Origin of the sequence: Agromyces mediolanus, from assembly GCF_044917495.1 — a bacterium.
GTDB lineage: Bacteria > Actinomycetota > Actinomycetes > Actinomycetales > Microbacteriaceae > Agromyces > Agromyces mediolanus_B.
Window position 1 is genome coordinate 124,886 of record NZ_JAVSSI010000009.1, and the last position, 16,066, is coordinate 140,951.

Below are 16,066 nucleotides of genomic sequence, written 5' to 3' on the forward strand. Positions count from 1 at the left end.
GTCGGCTCCCCAGCGCCCCGCGACGCCCTGATGTACATCGGACACCACCGCACTGGCCGCGGTGTACAACGTCGGGGCGGCCGGCATCCCACCGCCCGCCGCCCCGGCGTCGCCCGGTCAGCTCCGGCTGACCGAGCGCGCGCTGCCGGCTGCGTCCGGCGCGCGGCGCTTCTTCTGCGCCCGGTGCTCCTCGTGCTCCTGCGCGGCGATCGAGATGGTGTCCGGCGCCGGCGCCACCGGGGGCCGGCCGCTGCGCCCGCCGCTCCGGCCGCTGCCGGGCAGGCCCGGGCGGCGCTTCGCCCGGCCGATGGCCCGGAGCGACACCGCCCACTGCAGGCCGTAGCCGATGAGGAACACGAGCAGCGTGAAGATGAGGGCCATCGCGGCGCCCTGGTCGGGCGCGTAGAGCTGCGCCGAGCGGGGATTGATCATGGCGTAGACGTACATCGACAGCGGCCGGGACTCGGGCGTCGCGAGGAACGCGGGCAGCGTGAACTCGTTCGTGCCGAGGATGAACACCTGGATCCACACCGCGAGCACAGTCGGCAGCAGCAGCGGCGCGATCACCCGGCGGAAGGTCGCGAGCCGGCTCGCCCCGCTCGTGAGCGCCGCCTCCTCGAGCTCGGTGCGGATCTGCAACGTCGCGCTGTAGGAGGCGCGATAGGCGATCGACACCCGGTACGAGTAGGCGATCACGAGCGCGAGCACCGTGCCGGCGATCGGGATGACGGGGTTGATCACCATGAAGAGGAGGAACATCGCGAAGCCCGCGATCGTCGCCGGGATCGCCACCGAGGAGGAGGCGAAGAGGTCGACCGCGCGCGTCCACCACGTCGAGGGGCTCCGGGCGATGCCGTACGCGAGCACCGTCGCCGCGACGCAGGCGATCGTGGCGCTGCCGCCCGCGATGACCAGCGTGCGGCCGAGCGAGGCCCAGAACTCGCCGTCGGCGAGCACCGCGAGGAACGAGCCGAACTGCGTCTGCTCGGCGAGCGCGGTGAAGCTGAAGGCGATGGGGTACGGCGTGATCGCCGCCCAGAACAGGGCGAAGAGCGGCAGCACCGCCGTGAGCAGGATGAAGATCGCGACGCCGATCGCGACGGGGATGCGCCAGACGCCGAGCTTCATCGTGGTGGGGCGGAAGCCCTTGCCGGAGACGGAGGCGCGGCGCTCGGCGTTCCTGGTGGCCCGGAGGTACACCGCGAACGCGATCGTCGTGATGACGAGGAACACGAGGCCCCACGCGGCGGCGAGCCCGTACTGCGGCAGCTCGCCGGCGTTCGAGCTGATCAGCGTCCACAGTTTCAGCGCGAAGATCGAGCGGCCGGACTCCTGGCCGAAGAGGAGCGGCACCTCGAGGCTGCCGAGGCCGAGGATGAAGGTGAGCACGGCCACACCGAGGAGGCCGGGCCAGAGCATCGGCAGGGTGACCCGGCGGAGCGTCTCGCCCCAGCTCGCGCCCGAGGCGCGGGCGGACTCCTCGAGCGATCCGTCCATGTTCGTGAGGATCGGCACGATCATCAGGTAGGGGAACGTCACGTTGGTGAGCGCCTGGATGAGGATCAGGGTGCCGAAGGCGTAGGGGTCGATCGGCACGTCGCCGGTCCACGGCAGGAGCCGGAGCAACTGGTTCAGCACGCCCGTCTCCGGCGAGACCATGAGCAGGTACGCCTGGGCCTTCACGATCGGCGGGATGATGTACGGCACGATCACGAGCACGCCGATCACCCGTCGGAACGGGAAGTCGGTGCGCACGGTGACCCAGGCCAGTCCGAAGGCCATGAGGAGCGAGAGCAGCGTCGAGCCGCCGACGAAGGCGCCGGTCGCGCCGAGCACCGACCAGAAGTCCTCGCGGAGCTCCCAGAGGGTGATGAAGTTCGTGACGCCCCACTGCGCGGAGGCGACGCCGAACGGCAGGAACGGGCCGCGGAACGCGGTGATCACCTGGACGATGAGCGGCACCGCGAGGAGGAGGAAGATCACGACCCCCGCGACGATCATCGCCGCGGTCATGGTCGTGGGTCGTTGCCTCCCCGGCCGTGCTCCGCCCGGGCGCCGGGCCCGTCCTGCCGTCGACATCGATCAGCCGTTCAGTGCGGCGTCGGCGGCGTTGATGAGCGAGTTCCACTCATCCCGGGTGTCCTGCGTCTCGGTCTCCGCGCCGGACTCGAGGCCCGCGAGGAGCGCGTCGGCGTTCGTCTTCATGAGCCCGGTGGCCTCGTCGAAAAGCGAGGAGGGCAGGCCCGCATAGGGCACCTGCGTGGTCGCGAAGCGCTCGTCCGTCATCCGCAGCTTCAGCCAGTCGGGGTCGTACGCGTTCCAGAGCACCCAGAGCATGGCGCCCGGCTTGTTCTTCGCGTCGGTGTTGACGCCCGAGAACTGCGCCCAGACGCCGGAGTGCTCGAAGGGCTGCGCCGCGAGGCTCGGGTTCGGGTTGAACAGCGTCTGGTTGAGCGCGATCGGCACGTCGCCGCTCGAGAGCGGCGTGTTCTGGTCCTCGAGGAGGGAGAGCGTGCCGCTCGACTTCAGTTCGCCGATGAGGTCGACCATCGCCTGCTCGCCGAGGGCCTTGCCGTAGCCGGCGAAGACGACCGCGTTGTAGGCGGCGACGGAGACCTTGCCCGTGTACTCGGGGGCGAGGAGGCCGTCGAGCGAGTCGGGCGCCTCGATCTTGTCGGTGTTCACCTGCATGAGCGAGCCGTTGATGCTGTCGGGCAGGAGCTCGGGGGCGCCGATCTCGAGGTACTCCTCCGGCACGCCGAACGAGGTCCAGTCGACCTTCTCCCAGAAGCCCTCGTCGTACATCGCGGCCATCGAGGTGATGGAGCCCGAGACGACGTCGGTGTTGCGGGAACCCGTCGCCTTCGCCGAGATGATCGCCGATGACAGGTTGTAGGTGAGCCCGCGGGTCTCGATCGTGAGGTCGGGGAAGCGCTCGTTGAACGCGGCGATGACCTCGGGGCCGAGCTCGTACCAGTCCCAGATGACGAGGCGACCGCCGTCGGTCTCCTTCGCCTGCTCGTACAGCTCGTCGAGCTGGCGGTCGATCTCGGGCCAGTTGGCCTCGTAGAAGTTCTCGCAGCGCGTGATCGCGCCGACCTCGACGGCCTCGCAGGGCGCGATGTCCGCGGCCTCGCCGCTCGGGCCGGCAGCGGTCGGCGCGGCCTGGCCGCCGCCGGTGGCGCAGGAGCTCAGCAGCAGCATGCCTGCTGCCGCGACTGCGACGTATCCCATCCGTGTGCGCATGATCCTCATGTCCTCTCTGACCTGGATCGGGGGGTTCGGTTCAGTGGTGCTGGTCGTGCAGGGCGTGCGTGGTGCTGGTCGTGCGGTGATGCCTGGGTCGTGCGGTGGTGCGGTTCGGGGGCTGCCGGCGGATGCCGGAGCGGATGCCTCGGCTCAGCCGACGGGATCGTCGACGAGCACGCGGCAGGCGTGCGGGGCGAGCTCGAGGAAGACCTCGCCGCCCTCCCGCGGGGACGCCATGGGGGCGCCGCGGGCGGTGAGGCGGCCGACGGTCGTGCCGCCGTGCAGCACCTCGGCCTCGTACTCGACGATCTCGCCGAGGAACTCGACGCGGACCACCCGCGCGGGCAGCACGTTGGGCCGATCGGGCGCGGTCTCGTGCCAGCGCATGCTCTCGGGGCGGAAGGTGATCGTGACCTCCTCGCCGCGGACCACGTTGCCGGGGCAGGGCGTGACCAGGCGGGTGCCGAAGGCCTCGACGATCGCGTCGCCGTGCTCGTCGCGGTCGCGGAGCACGGCGGGGATCATGTTCACCCGCCCGACGAAGTCCGCGACGAAGCGGTCGGCGGGCCGGTCGTAGAGCTCGCGCGGCGAGGCCTCCTGCACGATCCGGCCACCGTTCATGACGGCGACGCGGTCGGACATCGAGAGCGCCTCGGACTGGTCATGGGTGACGTAGAGCGCGCTGATGCCGAGGCTGCGCTGCAGGCTCCGCAGCTCGGTGCGCATGGTGTCGCGGAGCTTCGCATCGAGGTTCGACAGCGGCTCGTCGAGGAGCAGCAGGCGGGGCCGGTGCGCGAGGGCGCGGGCGAGCGCGAGCCGCTGCTGCTGTCCGCCCGAGAGCGCGGTCGCCGGCCGCTCGGCGAGGTGGTCGAGCTGCACGAGCTCGAGCGCCTCCATCGCCCGCTTCCTCGCCTGGGCCTTGGGCAGCCGACCGCCGGAGACCTGGAGCGGGAAGACGGCGTTCTGGTACACCGTCATGTGCGGCCAGATGGCGTAGTTCTGGAACACCATGCCGACGTCGCGCTTGTTCGGCGGCACGTGCCGGTCGCCGGTGGACAGCACGTCGCCGTCGAGGCGGATGCTGCCGCCGTTGCTCGTCTCGAGCCCGGCGACGCAGCGCAGCGTCGTCGTCTTGCCGCAGCCGGAGGGGCCGAGCAGGGAGTAGAACGTGCCGGGTTCGATGGTGAAGTCGACGCCCTTCACGACGGGCACCTCGGTGCCGTCGAGCTCGTAGTGCTTCTGCAGGTTCTCGACGACGAGGAGCCCGCCGCCGCGCTGCGCGTCCATGGTCTGGGTGGTCATCAGGGTCTCAGCTCTCCGTGGGGGCGACGGTGCGCACGGTCGGGGCCTTCGACCAGGCGGTGCGCGGGCGCTCCTGCTCGACGCCGTCGACGATGACGGCGTCCACCTGCTCGTCGTAGAAGCAGACGAGGTTCTCGATCTTCGGGCACTCGGCGATGGGGTGCCGGTACGACCAGGCGATGTCCTTCACGAGCTGGTCGCCGATCTGCAGCGACCAGTACTCGGCATCGCCCTTGTACGGGCAGGTGGAGCGGGTGGTGGACGGCACGAGCAGCTCCTGGCGGACGTCGGCCCACGGCAGGTAGTACCTGGTGGGCAGACGGGTCTCGAAGAGCAGCCGCGGACGCCGCGACTCGGCGACGACCTCGCCGAGCACGACGACCTGCACGTGGCGGGAGGAGTTCAGCACATCGACCCGGTGGTAGGGGTCGCGCGGGTGCTTGTAGACCTCGTCGTCCTCCTCGAACCAGCGGTCCATCTTCGCCCAGTAGAAGGCGACCATGCCGCGCAGCGGGTCGGCGGCGGCCGCGGCGGGCGCCTCGTGGATCCAGGCGCCGTCGGCGACGCGCTTCGTGCCGGTGTCGACGTCGAAGTAGCGGGCGAGCCCCTTGACCGGCGTCTCCTTCGTGCGGCCCGAGGGGCTCAGCAGGTCCATCCGCACGTCCTCGGCCGGGAAGTAGTAGACCGGCATGTGCTTCGACTCGTGCAGCAGCGCGACCCGGCGGCTGCGCGCGACGACCACCCCGCCGAGGACCACGGTCACCTGGCGGCCCGTGGGCTCGACCGAGAACTCGTGGTAGCTCGGGTCGAGCTCCCGCTCGATGAGCTTGTCCTCGATCTGGAAGGCGGGGATGGTCATCTCCCGGCCTCCGCCGGCTCCGGGGCATCCGCGCGCTCCGCGGCGTCGTCGCGCTCGGCGTCGTACTTGTCGGTGTCGACGAAGCGGAGGATGCCGCCGTCCTGGTCGAGCGGCACGACCTGGCGGTACATCTCGTAGTCGTCGCGCACCACGAAGTGCTCGCTGATCTTGAAGTCGCGGAAGCGCAGGATGTGCACCTGCGGCTGGCTGACCTCGACGCCCGTCGCCGGCACGCCGTAGAGCGTGAGGCCCGTGTGCTTCGCCGTGAACACGCCCTCGAGGAAGACGAGGTCGCCGTCGGCGGCGACCTTGTCGATCACGAAGTTCGGGTCGGTGAACAGCTCGAGGAAGGCCTTGCGCACGTAGTACGCGTTCTGGAAGCCGCGGTCCTTGCCGGGCTGCGAGGCGTGGTTCCAGTAGTCCTCGGTGTAGTAGCGATCGAAGTGCTCGCGGAACGAGGGGTCGTCCGGCGAGGTCTTGTGGGAGTCGAGGTCGTTGCCCCAGACCTCGAGGGCGATCTCCTTGTTGCGGGCTGCGACGTCGTCCATGACGCCCTCCTTCGGATTTTGTATTCTGGATCCGATGTCACACCGGAATGCTGGATAGCGAAGCACCCGAACCCGCGCCGGGCGGGACGGCGCGCCGGGATCAGTCGGCCGGGAGGCCCACGACCGGCTCGCCGAGCAGCGGCGTCGAGACGGCGTAGATGCCGTGGTTCGCGAACAGCCAGATGAGGTTGCGGTCCCACTCGACGAAGACGCCGTGCACGGGGGCCGCGAGGTCGTCGTCGTCCTTCAGGCCCATCGGCGGCACGAAGTACGCGCCCACCTTCGGGTCCTCCGGGTCGCGCACGTCGAAGATCTGCAGCCCCGCGGCGTAGAAGGCGTAGGGGATCACGCCGCCGTGCGGGGTGCCGGTGTTCGTGAAGTAGCCCGAGCGCTTGGGCCCGAAGGAGCCGCGGCGCTGCGCCCAGTCGGTGAACGCCGCCGTGGCCGGCGGCACCGGGCGGGGCAGCGTGCGCACGAGGCGCGGGTTCGTCGGGTCGCTCACGTCGATCTGGTAGATCTCCTTGGCGGGCTCGTAGCAGTCGGTGTTCATCGGGTAGCCCGAGACGTAGACGTAGCCGGTCTCCTCGACCTGGGTGGTGTCGACGTTGTCGCCCTCGGTGCCCGCGACGCTCGTCGGCAGCTCGCACCAGCCGACGTGGTGGATGTTCTGGGGGTCGGACACGTCGAGGACGAAGAAGCCCTGCCCGCCCTGCGCGGCGTAGCCGTACTTCCAGCCGGACTCGACCGAGCGCGGCATGAAGATACCCATCCGCGAGCCGAACCAGGAGGTCTTGTTGTTCCACCGGTCGTTGTCGGCGAGGTACTCGGAGTCGGCCTCCTCGCCCGCACGGGTGCCGGGCACCCACCAGGTCGAGAGCAGTTCCGGCTTCGTCGGGTCCGACACGTCGTAGGCGGCGTGGCCGGCGGCCCACAGGGTCGTCTTGTAGGGCTGGTTGGTGAAGGTGTTGTCGGGCGCGGTCGCGACGAACAGGTACTTGTCGCCGTAATACACGGGCAGGTCGAGGACGCCGTTGCCCTCCTGGATCTCGTCGGGGCCGTGGTTCGGGTCGGTGGAGGTCTCGTTGATCAGGGTCCAGTCGCGCGGGCTCGGCCCGTGCATCTCGAAGGTGCGGAAGCCGCGCAGGCCCTCCCACTCCTTCAGCTGGCCCTCGACGGTGTCGTCGATCCACTTGTTGGCGACGCGGCCCTTGAGGAAGTAGCGGGGCGTCTCGCTCGCCTGGATGGCGAGGTGCTTGCCGAGCCGCTCGTTCCACTGCACCGTGGTCGCGCCGAACTGGGGGCGGGGGTCGCCCCAGCCCCACTGCTCCTCGTCGACGATCGTGAGGTTGCGGGGGTCGGTGATGTCGTAGAGCTTCCAGTGGTTGCCGCCGCCGTAGTGCAGCATGTAGCGGGTGCCGTCCCAGTCGTAGATGCACTGCCAGGAGTGGCTCGTGTTCACGACGATCGGGTAGAACGCCTCCGCGGTGGCGTTGAGCGCGTAGGTCTCGGGGTCGCGGTAGTCGAGCTGGCCGGGCCAGTCGACGAAGACGTCGCGCGGCACCGACGGGGTGTGCGCCGGCGGCAGGAACGTGCCGTCGGGCTGCATGCCCCAGCTGCCGGGCTCGGGATCGGCCGGTTCGCCCGGGACGCGCTGGAAATCCTCCGGGCGGTACTTCTTCGCGTCGGGAACGTAGGGAGAGCCGGCCATGTCGCCTCCAGATTCGGCTGGGAACTGCGGCGCCTCGATGCGCCATCCCTCTCAGCGTCGCCAGCCCGAGCGATGCTGTCCAATATCCTTTCGGCTTCGAGCTATGCCCAGAAAGGCATGTCAGCCCTGCGGCCTCGCCTCGCTCCTCGCGAACTCCTCCTCGAGCTCGGCGAGCTTCGCCCCCTCCTCGCGGAGGTGCACGAGCAGCGCGGCCGCGGCCGGCGACGGCGCCCGGTCCTTCGGCATCGTGACGCCCACCGAGCGGCGGATGGAGCTCAGCGGCGTCGGCAGGATGCGGAGCTCGCGATCGTCGACCGCGATGAACATCGGCAGGGCGGCGATCACGTCGGTCGAGACGAGCAGGTTCCGCAGCGTCAGCATCGAGGTGCACTCGACGCGGTCCGCCGGCAGCGGGAGGCCCTCCTGGAAGAACACCGCCTCGAGCTCCGCGCGGAGCGCGGTCTGGGCGACCGGGAAGATCCACGGGTAGGCGATGAGCTCGGCGAGCGAGCCCGCCCGGATCCCGCCGTGCACGGGATGGCCGGCGCGGGCGACGAGCCGGATCGGCTCCTGGTGCAGCCGCTCCTGCTCGAGTCGCACGGGCACGGTCGGCGAGAGCCGGCCGACGGTGAGGTCGAGGTCGCCGGCGAGCAGCCACTGCTGCAGCGCGTCGGGCGTGCCCTCCCGCACGACGACGGTGAGCTTCGGATGCTCGGCCTTGAGGCCGGCGATCGCCCGCGGCAGCAGCAGGTTCGAGCCGGCGAGGTGCGTGCCGACGGTGACCGTGCCGAGCTGGCCGGAGCGGAGCAGCCGCACCTCCTCCCCCGCGGCGCGGAGCTCGGCGAGCACCGATCGGGCCCGTTCGATGAACGCCTGGCCGTAGGGCGTCGGGGCCACCCCGCGCGGCAGCCGCTCGAACAGCGGCGCCCCGAGCACCTCCTCGACCTCGCGGAGCCCGCGTGTGACGACGGGCTGCGTGATGTGCAGCGACTCGGCGGCGCGCACGAGCGTGCCCTCGTCGGCGATGGCGGTGACGAGCACGAGATGCCGGATCTTCAGCCGGCCGTCCAGGAGTCGATCGGTGACCATGCCGGGAACTATAGCCGGATGGGCATGGCAGCGCAGCAAGAGAGTATTTGTCGGCATCCCTGGTCCTTCCTAGCCTGAGGCCATGCCAGCTCAGACGACGTCGCTGCCGACGCCCCCGGCCCCCGAGGCGGGGCCAGCACCGCGCACGATCCGCAACTTCATCGGCGGCGCCGCGGTCGACGGAGTCGCCGGCTTCGACAAGTTCGACCCGGTCGACGGCAGCCGCATCGCGGTCGTGCACGAGGCCGGCGCCGAGCAGGTCGACCGCGCGGTCGCCGCCGCGCGCGCCGCGCTCGACGGCCCGTGGGGGCGGATGTCGGTCGCCGAGCGCGCGCGCATCCTCCGTCGCGTCGCCGACGTCATCGACCGCCGCGCCGAGGAGCTCGTCGCCGCGGAGGTCGGCGACACCGGGAAGCCGGAGACGCTCGCCCGCGAGCTCGACGTCGCCCGGGCCGCCGCGAACTTCCGCTCCTTCGCCGACACCGTCTCCGCCGCGGGCCTCGACTCGTACCTGACCGAGCTGCCCGACGGCCGCAGCGCCCTGAACTACGCGGTGCGCAAGCCCCTCGGCGTCGTCGCCGTGATCGTGCCGTGGAACCTCCCGCTCCTGCTCCTCACCTGGAAGCTCGCCCCCGCCCTCGCGACCGGCAACGCCGTCGTCGTGAAGCCCTCCGAGGAGACGCCGTCCTCGGCCACGCTCCTCGCCGAGATCCTCGTCGAGGCCGGCGTCCCCGCGGGCGTCGTGAACGTCGTGCACGGCTTCGGCGCCGGCTCCGCGGGCGAGGCGCTGACGCGGCATCCCGGCATCGACGGCGTCACCTTCACCGGCGAGTCCGCCACCGGCTCCGCGATCATGCGGGCCGTCGCCCCGCGCGTGCGCCCCGTCTCCTTCGAGCTCGGCGGCAAGAACGCGGCCGTCGTCTTCGCCGACGCCGACCTCGACCACGCGATCGCGGGCCTCGCCCGCTCGACCTACCTGAACACCGGCCAGGTGTGCCTCTGCACCGAGCGCATCTACGTCGAGCGCTCGGTCTTCGACGACGTCGCGGCCGGCCTCGCCGAGCAGTCCCGGCGACTGCGCCTCGGCCGCCCGGAGGACCCGGCGACGACGACCGGTCCGCTCATCTCGCAGGCGCACCGGGAGAAGGTGCGCTCCTACTTCGAGCTCGCCCTGGAGGAGGGCGCCACGCTGCTCGCCGGCGGCGGCATCCCGAGCCTCGGCGCCGAGCTCGACGGGGGCGCCTGGATCGAGCCGACGCTCTGGGCGGGCCTCGACAACTCGCACCGCACGGTGCGCGAGGAGATCTTCGGGCCGGCGGCCGCGCTCATCCCCTTCGACACCGAGGAGGAGGCGATCGCGCTCGCGAACGACACCGACTACGGGCTCGCCGCCGTCACCTGGACGAGCGACCTCGCCCGCGGGCACCGCGTCGCGCAGCGCATGCGGGTGGGCATGTCGTGGGTGAACACCTGGTACCTGCGGGACCTCCGCAGCCCCTTCGGCGGCGTCGGCCTCTCCGGCATCGGCCGCGAGGGCGGCCACCACTCGCTCGAGTTCTACACCGAGCCGACGAACGTGTGCGTGCAGCTGTGAGCGCGGCGGACGAGGCGATCCGCGCGGCCGACGCGCGGCTCACCGCGGCGGCCGCGTCGCGCACGGCGTGCGCGCCCGTGCGCGAGCTCATCGGCGCCGACGATCAGGATGCCGCGTACGCCGTGCAGTCGCTCGGCATCGAGCGGCGGATCGCCGAGGGGCGGCGCGTCGTGGGCCGGAAGATCGGGCTCACCTCGCCCGCGGTGCAGGCGCAGTTCGGCGTGCACACCCCCGACTACGGCGTGCTCCTCGACGACATGGTCGTCGCCGACCGCGAGCCGATGGGGCTCGACCGCTTCCTCCAGCCGCGCGTCGAGGCCGAGGTCGCCTTCGTGCTCGGCCGCGACCTCGACTCCCCCACGACGCACGTCGCCGACGTGCTGCGGGCGACCGAGTTCGTGCTGCCGGCCATCGAGGTCGTCGACTCGCGCATCGCCGACTGGAGCATCCGCATCGCCGACACCATCGCCGACAACGCCTCGAGCGGCGCGGTCGTGCTCGGCACGGTGCCGCGGAAGCTCGACGGCCTCGACCTCGCCGCCGTCGGCATGCGGCTCGACCTCGACGGCGACCCCGTCTCGACGGGCGCGGGCAGCGCCTGCCTCGGCAGCCCGGTCATCGCGGTGGCCTGGCTCGCCCGCGCCGTCGCCCGGCACGGACGTCCGCTCCGCGCGGGCGAGATCGTGCTCTCCGGCGCGCTCGGCCCCATGGTCGCCGCGACGCCCGGCGTCTTCCACGCCCGCCTGGACGGGCTCGGCGAGGTGCGCGCCGACTTCCTCGCACCGATCGACGAGGCGGAGGCGGCGGCATGAGCGCGGACGGCACGCAGCGCAGTGCGCAGGGCGAGACGCAGCGCGGCACGCGGGGCGACGGGGCCACCATCGGAGTCGCCATCATCGGCTCGGGCAACATCGGCACCGACCTGATGATCAAGGTGAAGCGCCTCTCCGAGCGGCTGCACGTCGCCGCCATGGCCGGCATCGACCCCGACTCCGACGGCCTCGCCCGCGCGCGCCGGCTCGGCGTGGCGACGACCCATGAGGGCGTCGACGGGCTCGTCGCGCTCCCCGAGTTCGCCGACGTCGCGCTCGTCTTCGACGCGACCTCGGCCGGGGCGCACCTCCGCAACGACGAGGTGGTCCGCTCGCACGGCCGGCTGATGGTCGACCTCACGCCCGCCGCGATCGGGCCCTACGTCGTGCCCGTCGTGAACCTCGAGCAGGAGCTCGACGCGACGAACGTCAACCTCGTGACCTGCGGCGGACAGGCGACGGTGCCGATGGTGGCCGCCGTCTCCCGGGTCGCGCCGGTCGCCTACGCGGAGATCGTCGCCTCGATCGCCTCGAAGTCGGCGGGCCCCGGCACCCGGGCGAACATCGACGAGTTCACGCAGACCACCGCCCGCGCGATCGAACGGATCGGCGGGGCCGAGCGCGGCAAGGCGATCATCGTGCTGAACCCGGCCGAGCCGCCGCTCATGATGCGCGACACCGTCTACTGCCTCGTCGACGAGGCGGCGGGCCCGCTCGACGAGGACGCGGTGCGCCGCTCGGTCGACGAGATGGTCGCGGCGGTCTCCGGCTACGTCGGCGGCTACCGGCTGAAGCAGCGGGTGCAGTTCGACCCCGTCGAGGAGGCCTTCGTGCCTGCGCTCGGCCGGGCGTTCCGCGGCACCCGGGTGACGATCCTCCTCGAGGTCGCCGGCGCCGGCCACTACCTGCCCGAGTACGCGGGCAACCTCGACATCATGACCTCGGCCGCGCTCCGCACCGCGGAGCGGCTCGTCGCCGAGCGACGCCGGGACGAGCGGACGGAGGTGCCGGCATGAGCGCGAGCACGCCCCGGGTCTACGTGCAGGACGTGACCCTCCGCGACGGCATGCACGCCGTCGCCCACCGCTACTCCGTCGACGAGGTGCGCACGATCGCCGCGGCGCTCGAGGCGGCCGGGGTCGACGCCATCGAGGTCGCCCACGGCGACGGGCTCGGCGGCTCGAGCGTCGCCTACGGCCAGGGCGCGCACAGCGACTGGGACTGGATCGAGGCGGCCGCCTCGGTGCTCGAGCGGGCGCGCCTGACGACGCTGATCCTCCCGGGCATCGGCACCATCGACGACCTGGCCCGGGCCCGCGACCTCGGCGTGCAGAGCGTGCGCGTCGCGACGCACTGCACCGAGGCCGACGTCGCGGCCCAGCACATCGGCTGGGCGCGCGAGCACGGCATGGATGTCTCGGGCTTCCTCATGATGAGCCACCTGAACGATCCGGCCGGCCTCGCCCGCCAGGCGAAGCTCATGGAGTCGTACGGGGCGCACTGCGTCTACGTGACCGACTCGGGCGGCCGGCTCACGATGGGCGACGTGGCCGAGCGGATCGACGCCTACCGCGAGGTGCTCGACCCCGCCACGGGCATCGGCATCCACGCGCACGAGAACCTCTCGCTGAGCGTCGCGAACAGTGTGACGGCCGTCGAGCACGGCGCGACCCGCGTCGACGCCTCCCTCGCGGGCATGGGCGCCGGCGCCGGCAACACGCCGATCGAGGCGTTCGTGGCGGTCGCCGACCTCCTCGGCTGGCAGCACGGCTGCGAGCTGTTCGCCCTGCAGGACGCCGCGGAGGAGCTCGTGCGGCCGCTGCAGCGCCGGCCGGTCCGCGTCGACCGGGAGACCCTCGCCCTCGGCTACGCCGGCGTGTACTCGAGCTTCCTGCTGCACGCCGAGCGCGCCGCCGAGCGCCACGGCCTCGACCCCCGCGACATCCTCGTCGAGCTCGGGCGGCGCCGCATGGTCGGCGGCCAGGAGGACATGATCGTCGACGTCGCCCTCGACCTCGCCGCCGCGCGCGACGCGGCCGCGGCGGGCGGGAGCGCGGCATGACCGCCGCATCCGCCTTCGCCGCGGCGCTCGACAAGGCGCAGCGCACCGTCTCCCCGATCTCGCAGCTCGCCCCCGACGCGCCGATCGGCCTCGATCGGGCCTACGCGACCCAGCACGCGCTCATCGCCCGCCGGCTCGCCCGCGGCGAGCGCGCCGTCGGGGTGAAGCTCGGTTTCACGAGCCGGGCGAAGGCGGTGCAGATGGGGGTCGACGACGTCATCATCGGCACTCTGACCGACGCGATGCGGATCGAGGACGGCGGCGTCTTCGATCCGGGCGGCGCGATCCACGCCCGCGTGGAGCCGGAGCTCGCGTTCCTGCTCGGCGCGGAACTGGATGCCTCGGGCGCGGGCGACCCGATGGCCGCCGTGGCCGGCGTCGCCCCGGCGCTCGAGGTCATCGACTCGCGCTTCCGCGACTTCCGCTTCAGCCTCGACGACGTCGTCGCCGACAACGCCTCGGCCGCCGGCTTCGTCACCGGACCCTGGACCTCGCCCGAGGCGCTCGGCACGGGGCTCGACAACCGGGCGGTCGCGCTCGAGTTCGACGGCCGGCAGGTCGCGATCGGCTCGACCGGGGCCATCCTCGGCGATCCCCGGCGGGCGCTCGTCGCGGCGGCGAGGCTCGCCGCCGCGCACGGCTTCGCGCTCCGCGCGGGCACCGTGCTGCTCGCCGGCGCCGCGACCGCGGCGGTGCCGGTCCCCGCGCGCGGGCTCGTCGAGGCATCCGTCACCGGGCTCGGCCGGGTCTCGCTCCGCATCGGCGCGAACGGCACGAACGATCCGAACGATCCGAAGGGGGAGCACGCATGACCGCAGCAGACCGGGGCATCCTGGCCGAGGGCCGCGCCGTGCCGCGCGGCCGCTTCCCGCACGCGCGCGTCGCGGGCGACTACGTCTTCGTCTCCGGCACCTCGAGCCGCCGCCCCGACAACACGATCGCGGGGGCCGACGCCGACGAGTTCGGCGCGACGCGCCTCGACATCGCCGTGCAGACCCGCGCCGTCATCGAGAATCTCCGTGCGGTGCTCGCCGCAGCCGGCTGCGAGCTCGCCGATCTCGTGCAGGCCACGAGCTACCTCGTCGACATGAACGACTTCGCCGCCTACAACGCGGTCTGGGCCGAGTACTTCGACGAGCAGGGGCCCGCGCGCACCACCGTCGCGGTGCACGCCCTGCCGCACCCGCACCTGCGCATCGAGATCCAGGCGATCGCGCTGCGCCCGACCACCGACCGAAGCACCGCCACTCTCGAGGAGGAGAAATGAGCACCATCCCACCCGTCATCGATTTCGCCGCGTGGATCAAGGAGCACGAGCACCTGCTCCAGCCGCCGGTCAACAACAAGCAGGCCTGGGAGCCGATGGGCGACTTCATCGTGCAGGTCGTCGGCGGCCCGAACCAGCGCACCGACTTCCACTTCGACCCCTACGAGGAGTGGTTCTACCAGTACCGCGGCAACATGCACGTGAACATCCAGACGGAGGACGGCCCCCAGCGGATCGACATCCGCGAGGGCGAGATGTGGCTGCTGCCCGGCAACGTGTTCCACTCGCCGCAGCGCCCTGAGCCCGGCTCGATCGGCATCGTGATCGAGCGCATCCGCGAGGAGGGCACGCTCGAGAAGTTCGCCTGGTTCTGCCCGAACTGCAACACGAAGGTGCACGAGGTGGAGCTGCAGGTGCGCGACATCGTCGAGGACCTGCCGCCCGTCTTCCGCGAGTTCTACGAGAGCGAGGAGGGGCGCACCTGCCCGCAGTGCGGCGCGGTCCACCCGGGCAAGGGCTGACCCCGTTGGGCACGATCGACGTCCACACGCACTCCGTGCCGCGCTCCTGGCCCGACCTGCGCACGCAGGCCGGGCCGGGGGTCTGGCCGTCGCTGCGGGTCGACTCGGAGCGCGAGGCGATGATCCTGCTCGGGGACGTCGAGTTCCGTCGCGTGGGCGCCGACGCCTGGGACGCCGAGACGAGGCTCGCCGACATGGACGCCGACGGCGTCGAGCTGCAGGTCGTCTCGCCGACGCCGGTCTTCTTCTCCTACGACAAGACCGGTGACCAGGCCGCGAAGGTCGCCCGCATCTTCAACGACCTGACGCTCGAGATCTGCGCGCCGGGCGGCGGACGGCTGATCCCGTTCGCCCAGGTGCCGCTGCAGGATCCGGATGCCGCGTGCGCCGAGGCCGAGCGGGCGATCGCCTCCGGGCACGCCGGGGTCGAGATCGGCAACCACGTCGGCGACCGCGACCTCGACGACGCCGGCACCGTCACCTTCCTGCAGCACTGCGCGGAGCGGGGCATCCCCGTCTTCGTGCACCCCTGGGACATGCCGAGCTCGCCGCGCCTCGAGCGCTGGATGGCCCGCTGGCTCACCGGCATGCCGGCCGAGACGCACCTGTCGATCATCGCGATGATCCTCGGCGGCGTGTTCGACCGGGTGCCGCCGTCGCTGCGGATCGCCTTCGCCCACGGCGGCGGCTCCTTCGCCTTCTGGCTCGGCCGCTTCGAGAACGCGTGGCGGCAGCGCCCCGACCTCGTCGGGGTGAGCGAGCAGCCGCCCACGGCGTACCTCGACCGATTCAGCGTCGACTCCGTCGTGTTCGACCCGGCCGCGCTGCAGCTCCTCGTCGACACCCTCGGCGCCGAGCAGGTGATGGTCGGCAGCGACTACCCCTACCCGCTCGGCGAGCGCCCCGTCGGCGCCGTCGTCGACCGCGCCGACTTCCTCGACGAGGGGCAGAAGGCCGCCATCCGGCACGGCAACGCGCGCCGGTTCCTCGGCCGCTGAGCCGCCGGCCGCGTCATCCGTCCGTCCGTCCATTTCACCCCGCACGTCCCACCGAGA

15 protein-coding genes are annotated in these 16,066 nt (G+C 71.9%); 8 read left to right on the top strand and 7 right to left on the bottom strand.

Annotated features, from left to right (window positions below; translation table 11 throughout):
- Nucleotides 1-117 precede the first annotated feature (117 nt).
- The 7 genes from ROT00_RS13790 to ROT00_RS13820 form a co-directional block, all read right to left on the bottom strand.
- Complete coding sequence (locus tag ROT00_RS13790; protein WP_404775603.1) at nt 118-2,013, bottom strand: ABC transporter permease; 1,896 nt, start codon at nt 2,011-2,013, stop codon at nt 118-120.
- Nucleotides 2,014-2,082: 69 nt separating this feature from the next.
- The gene (locus ROT00_RS13795) at nt 2,083-3,234 is read right to left on the bottom strand and encodes a hypothetical protein (RefSeq protein WP_404775604.1); all 1,152 of its coding nucleotides are present in this window, start codon (nt 3,232-3,234) and stop codon (nt 2,083-2,085) included.
- A gap of 165 nt (nt 3,235-3,399) precedes the next feature.
- Nucleotides 3,400-4,551 carry an ABC transporter ATP-binding protein gene (locus tag ROT00_RS13800; protein WP_404775605.1) on the bottom strand — a complete coding sequence of 384 codons (1,152 nt, stop codon included), beginning with the start codon at nt 4,549-4,551 and terminating at the stop codon, nt 3,400-3,402.
- A 7-nt stretch (nt 4,552-4,558) separates the two neighbouring features.
- Nucleotides 4,559-5,410 (bottom strand): DUF427 domain-containing protein, encoded by an 852-nt coding sequence (locus ROT00_RS13805; protein WP_404775606.1) that lies wholly within the window; start codon nt 5,408-5,410, stop codon nt 4,559-4,561.
- On the bottom strand, nt 5,407-5,958 hold the full coding sequence (locus ROT00_RS13810; protein ID WP_404775607.1) for an ester cyclase: 552 nt from the start codon (nt 5,956-5,958) through the stop codon (nt 5,407-5,409). Before ROT00_RS13810 ends, ROT00_RS13805 begins: the two co-directional genes overlap by 4 nt.
- Nucleotides 5,959-6,058: 100 nt before the next feature.
- Nucleotides 6,059-7,666 (bottom strand): LVIVD repeat-containing protein, encoded by a 1,608-nt coding sequence (locus ROT00_RS13815; RefSeq protein WP_404775608.1) that lies wholly within the window; start codon nt 7,664-7,666, stop codon nt 6,059-6,061.
- A gap of 120 nt (nt 7,667-7,786) precedes the next feature.
- Nucleotides 7,787-8,755, bottom strand: a complete 969-nt coding sequence (locus ROT00_RS13820) for a LysR substrate-binding domain-containing protein (RefSeq protein WP_404775609.1) — start codon at nt 8,753-8,755, stop codon at nt 7,787-7,789.
- An 82-nt stretch (nt 8,756-8,837) separates the two neighbouring features.
- Between ROT00_RS13820 and ROT00_RS13825 the strand changes: the two genes are divergently transcribed.
- The 8 genes from ROT00_RS13825 to ROT00_RS13860 are packed head-to-tail and all read left to right on the top strand — an operon-like array spanning nt 8,838 to nt 16,009.
- Nucleotides 8,838-10,349 carry a 2-hydroxymuconic semialdehyde dehydrogenase gene (locus tag ROT00_RS13825; protein WP_404775610.1) on the top strand — a complete coding sequence of 504 codons (1,512 nt, stop codon included), beginning with the start codon at nt 8,838-8,840 and terminating at the stop codon, nt 10,347-10,349.
- Complete coding sequence (locus tag ROT00_RS13830; protein ID WP_404775611.1) at nt 10,346-11,161, top strand: 2-keto-4-pentenoate hydratase; 816 nt, start codon at nt 10,346-10,348, stop codon at nt 11,159-11,161. The genes ROT00_RS13825 and ROT00_RS13830 overlap by 4 nt, the downstream gene beginning before the upstream one ends.
- Nucleotides 11,158-12,177 (top strand): acetaldehyde dehydrogenase (acetylating), encoded by a 1,020-nt coding sequence (locus ROT00_RS13835; RefSeq protein ID WP_404775612.1) that lies wholly within the window; start codon nt 11,158-11,160, stop codon nt 12,175-12,177. Before ROT00_RS13830 ends, ROT00_RS13835 begins: the two co-directional genes overlap by 4 nt.
- On the top strand, nt 12,174-13,223 hold the full coding sequence (gene dmpG / locus ROT00_RS13840) for a 4-hydroxy-2-oxovalerate aldolase (RefSeq protein WP_404775613.1): 1,050 nt from the start codon (nt 12,174-12,176) through the stop codon (nt 13,221-13,223). The genes ROT00_RS13835 and dmpG overlap by 4 nt, the downstream gene beginning before the upstream one ends.
- Nucleotides 13,220-14,035 (top strand): 2-keto-4-pentenoate hydratase, encoded by an 816-nt coding sequence (locus tag ROT00_RS13845; RefSeq protein ID WP_404775614.1) that lies wholly within the window; start codon nt 13,220-13,222, stop codon nt 14,033-14,035. The genes dmpG and ROT00_RS13845 overlap by 4 nt, the downstream gene beginning before the upstream one ends.
- A complete protein-coding gene (locus tag ROT00_RS13850) occupies nt 14,032-14,490 on the top strand; it encodes a RidA family protein (RefSeq protein WP_404775615.1) in 459 nt (152 codons plus the stop codon). Before ROT00_RS13845 ends, ROT00_RS13850 begins: the two co-directional genes overlap by 4 nt.
- Entirely contained in the window at nt 14,487-15,011 is a 525-nt protein-coding gene (locus ROT00_RS13855) for a 3-hydroxyanthranilate 3,4-dioxygenase (RefSeq protein ID WP_404775616.1), read from the top strand. The genes ROT00_RS13850 and ROT00_RS13855 overlap by 4 nt, the downstream gene beginning before the upstream one ends.
- Before the next feature lie 5 nt (nt 15,012-15,016).
- A complete protein-coding gene (locus ROT00_RS13860; RefSeq protein WP_404775617.1) occupies nt 15,017-16,009 on the top strand; it encodes an amidohydrolase family protein in 993 nt (330 codons plus the stop codon).
- Nucleotides 16,010-16,066: the final 57 nt, after the last annotated feature.

Bases quoted from the DNA above. Each gene is read 5' to 3' on its own strand.
- ROT00_RS13790 (WP_404775603.1), bottom strand. From the start codon at position 2,013: ATGACCGCGGCGATGATCGTCGCGGGGGTCGTGATCTTCCTCCTCCTC.
- ROT00_RS13845 (WP_404775614.1), top strand. From the start codon at position 13,220: ATGACCGCCGCATCCGCCTTCGCCGCGGCGCTCGACAAGGCGCAGCGC.
- ROT00_RS13850 (WP_404775615.1), top strand. From the start codon at position 14,032: ATGACCGCAGCAGACCGGGGCATCCTGGCCGAGGGCCGCGCCGTGCCG.
- ROT00_RS13805 (WP_404775606.1), bottom strand. From the start codon at position 5,410: ATGACCATCCCCGCCTTCCAGATCGAGGACAAGCTCATCGAGCGGGAG.
- ROT00_RS13810 (WP_404775607.1), bottom strand. From the start codon at position 5,958: ATGGACGACGTCGCAGCCCGCAACAAGGAGATCGCCCTCGAGGTCTGG.
- ROT00_RS13795 (WP_404775604.1), bottom strand. From the start codon at position 3,234: ATGGGATACGTCGCAGTCGCGGCAGCAGGCATGCTGCTGCTGAGCTCC.
- ROT00_RS13820 (WP_404775609.1), bottom strand. From the start codon at position 8,755: ATGGTCACCGATCGACTCCTGGACGGCCGGCTGAAGATCCGGCATCTC.
- ROT00_RS13855 (WP_404775616.1), top strand. From the start codon at position 14,487: ATGAGCACCATCCCACCCGTCATCGATTTCGCCGCGTGGATCAAGGAG.
- dmpG (WP_404775613.1), top strand. From the start codon at position 12,174: ATGAGCGCGAGCACGCCCCGGGTCTACGTGCAGGACGTGACCCTCCGC.
- ROT00_RS13815 (WP_404775608.1), bottom strand. From the start codon at position 7,666: ATGGCCGGCTCTCCCTACGTTCCCGACGCGAAGAAGTACCGCCCGGAG.
- ROT00_RS13835 (WP_404775612.1), top strand. From the start codon at position 11,158: ATGAGCGCGGACGGCACGCAGCGCAGTGCGCAGGGCGAGACGCAGCGC.
- ROT00_RS13825 (WP_404775610.1), top strand. From the start codon at position 8,838: ATGCCAGCTCAGACGACGTCGCTGCCGACGCCCCCGGCCCCCGAGGCG.
- ROT00_RS13800 (WP_404775605.1), bottom strand. From the start codon at position 4,551: ATGACCACCCAGACCATGGACGCGCAGCGCGGCGGCGGGCTCCTCGTC.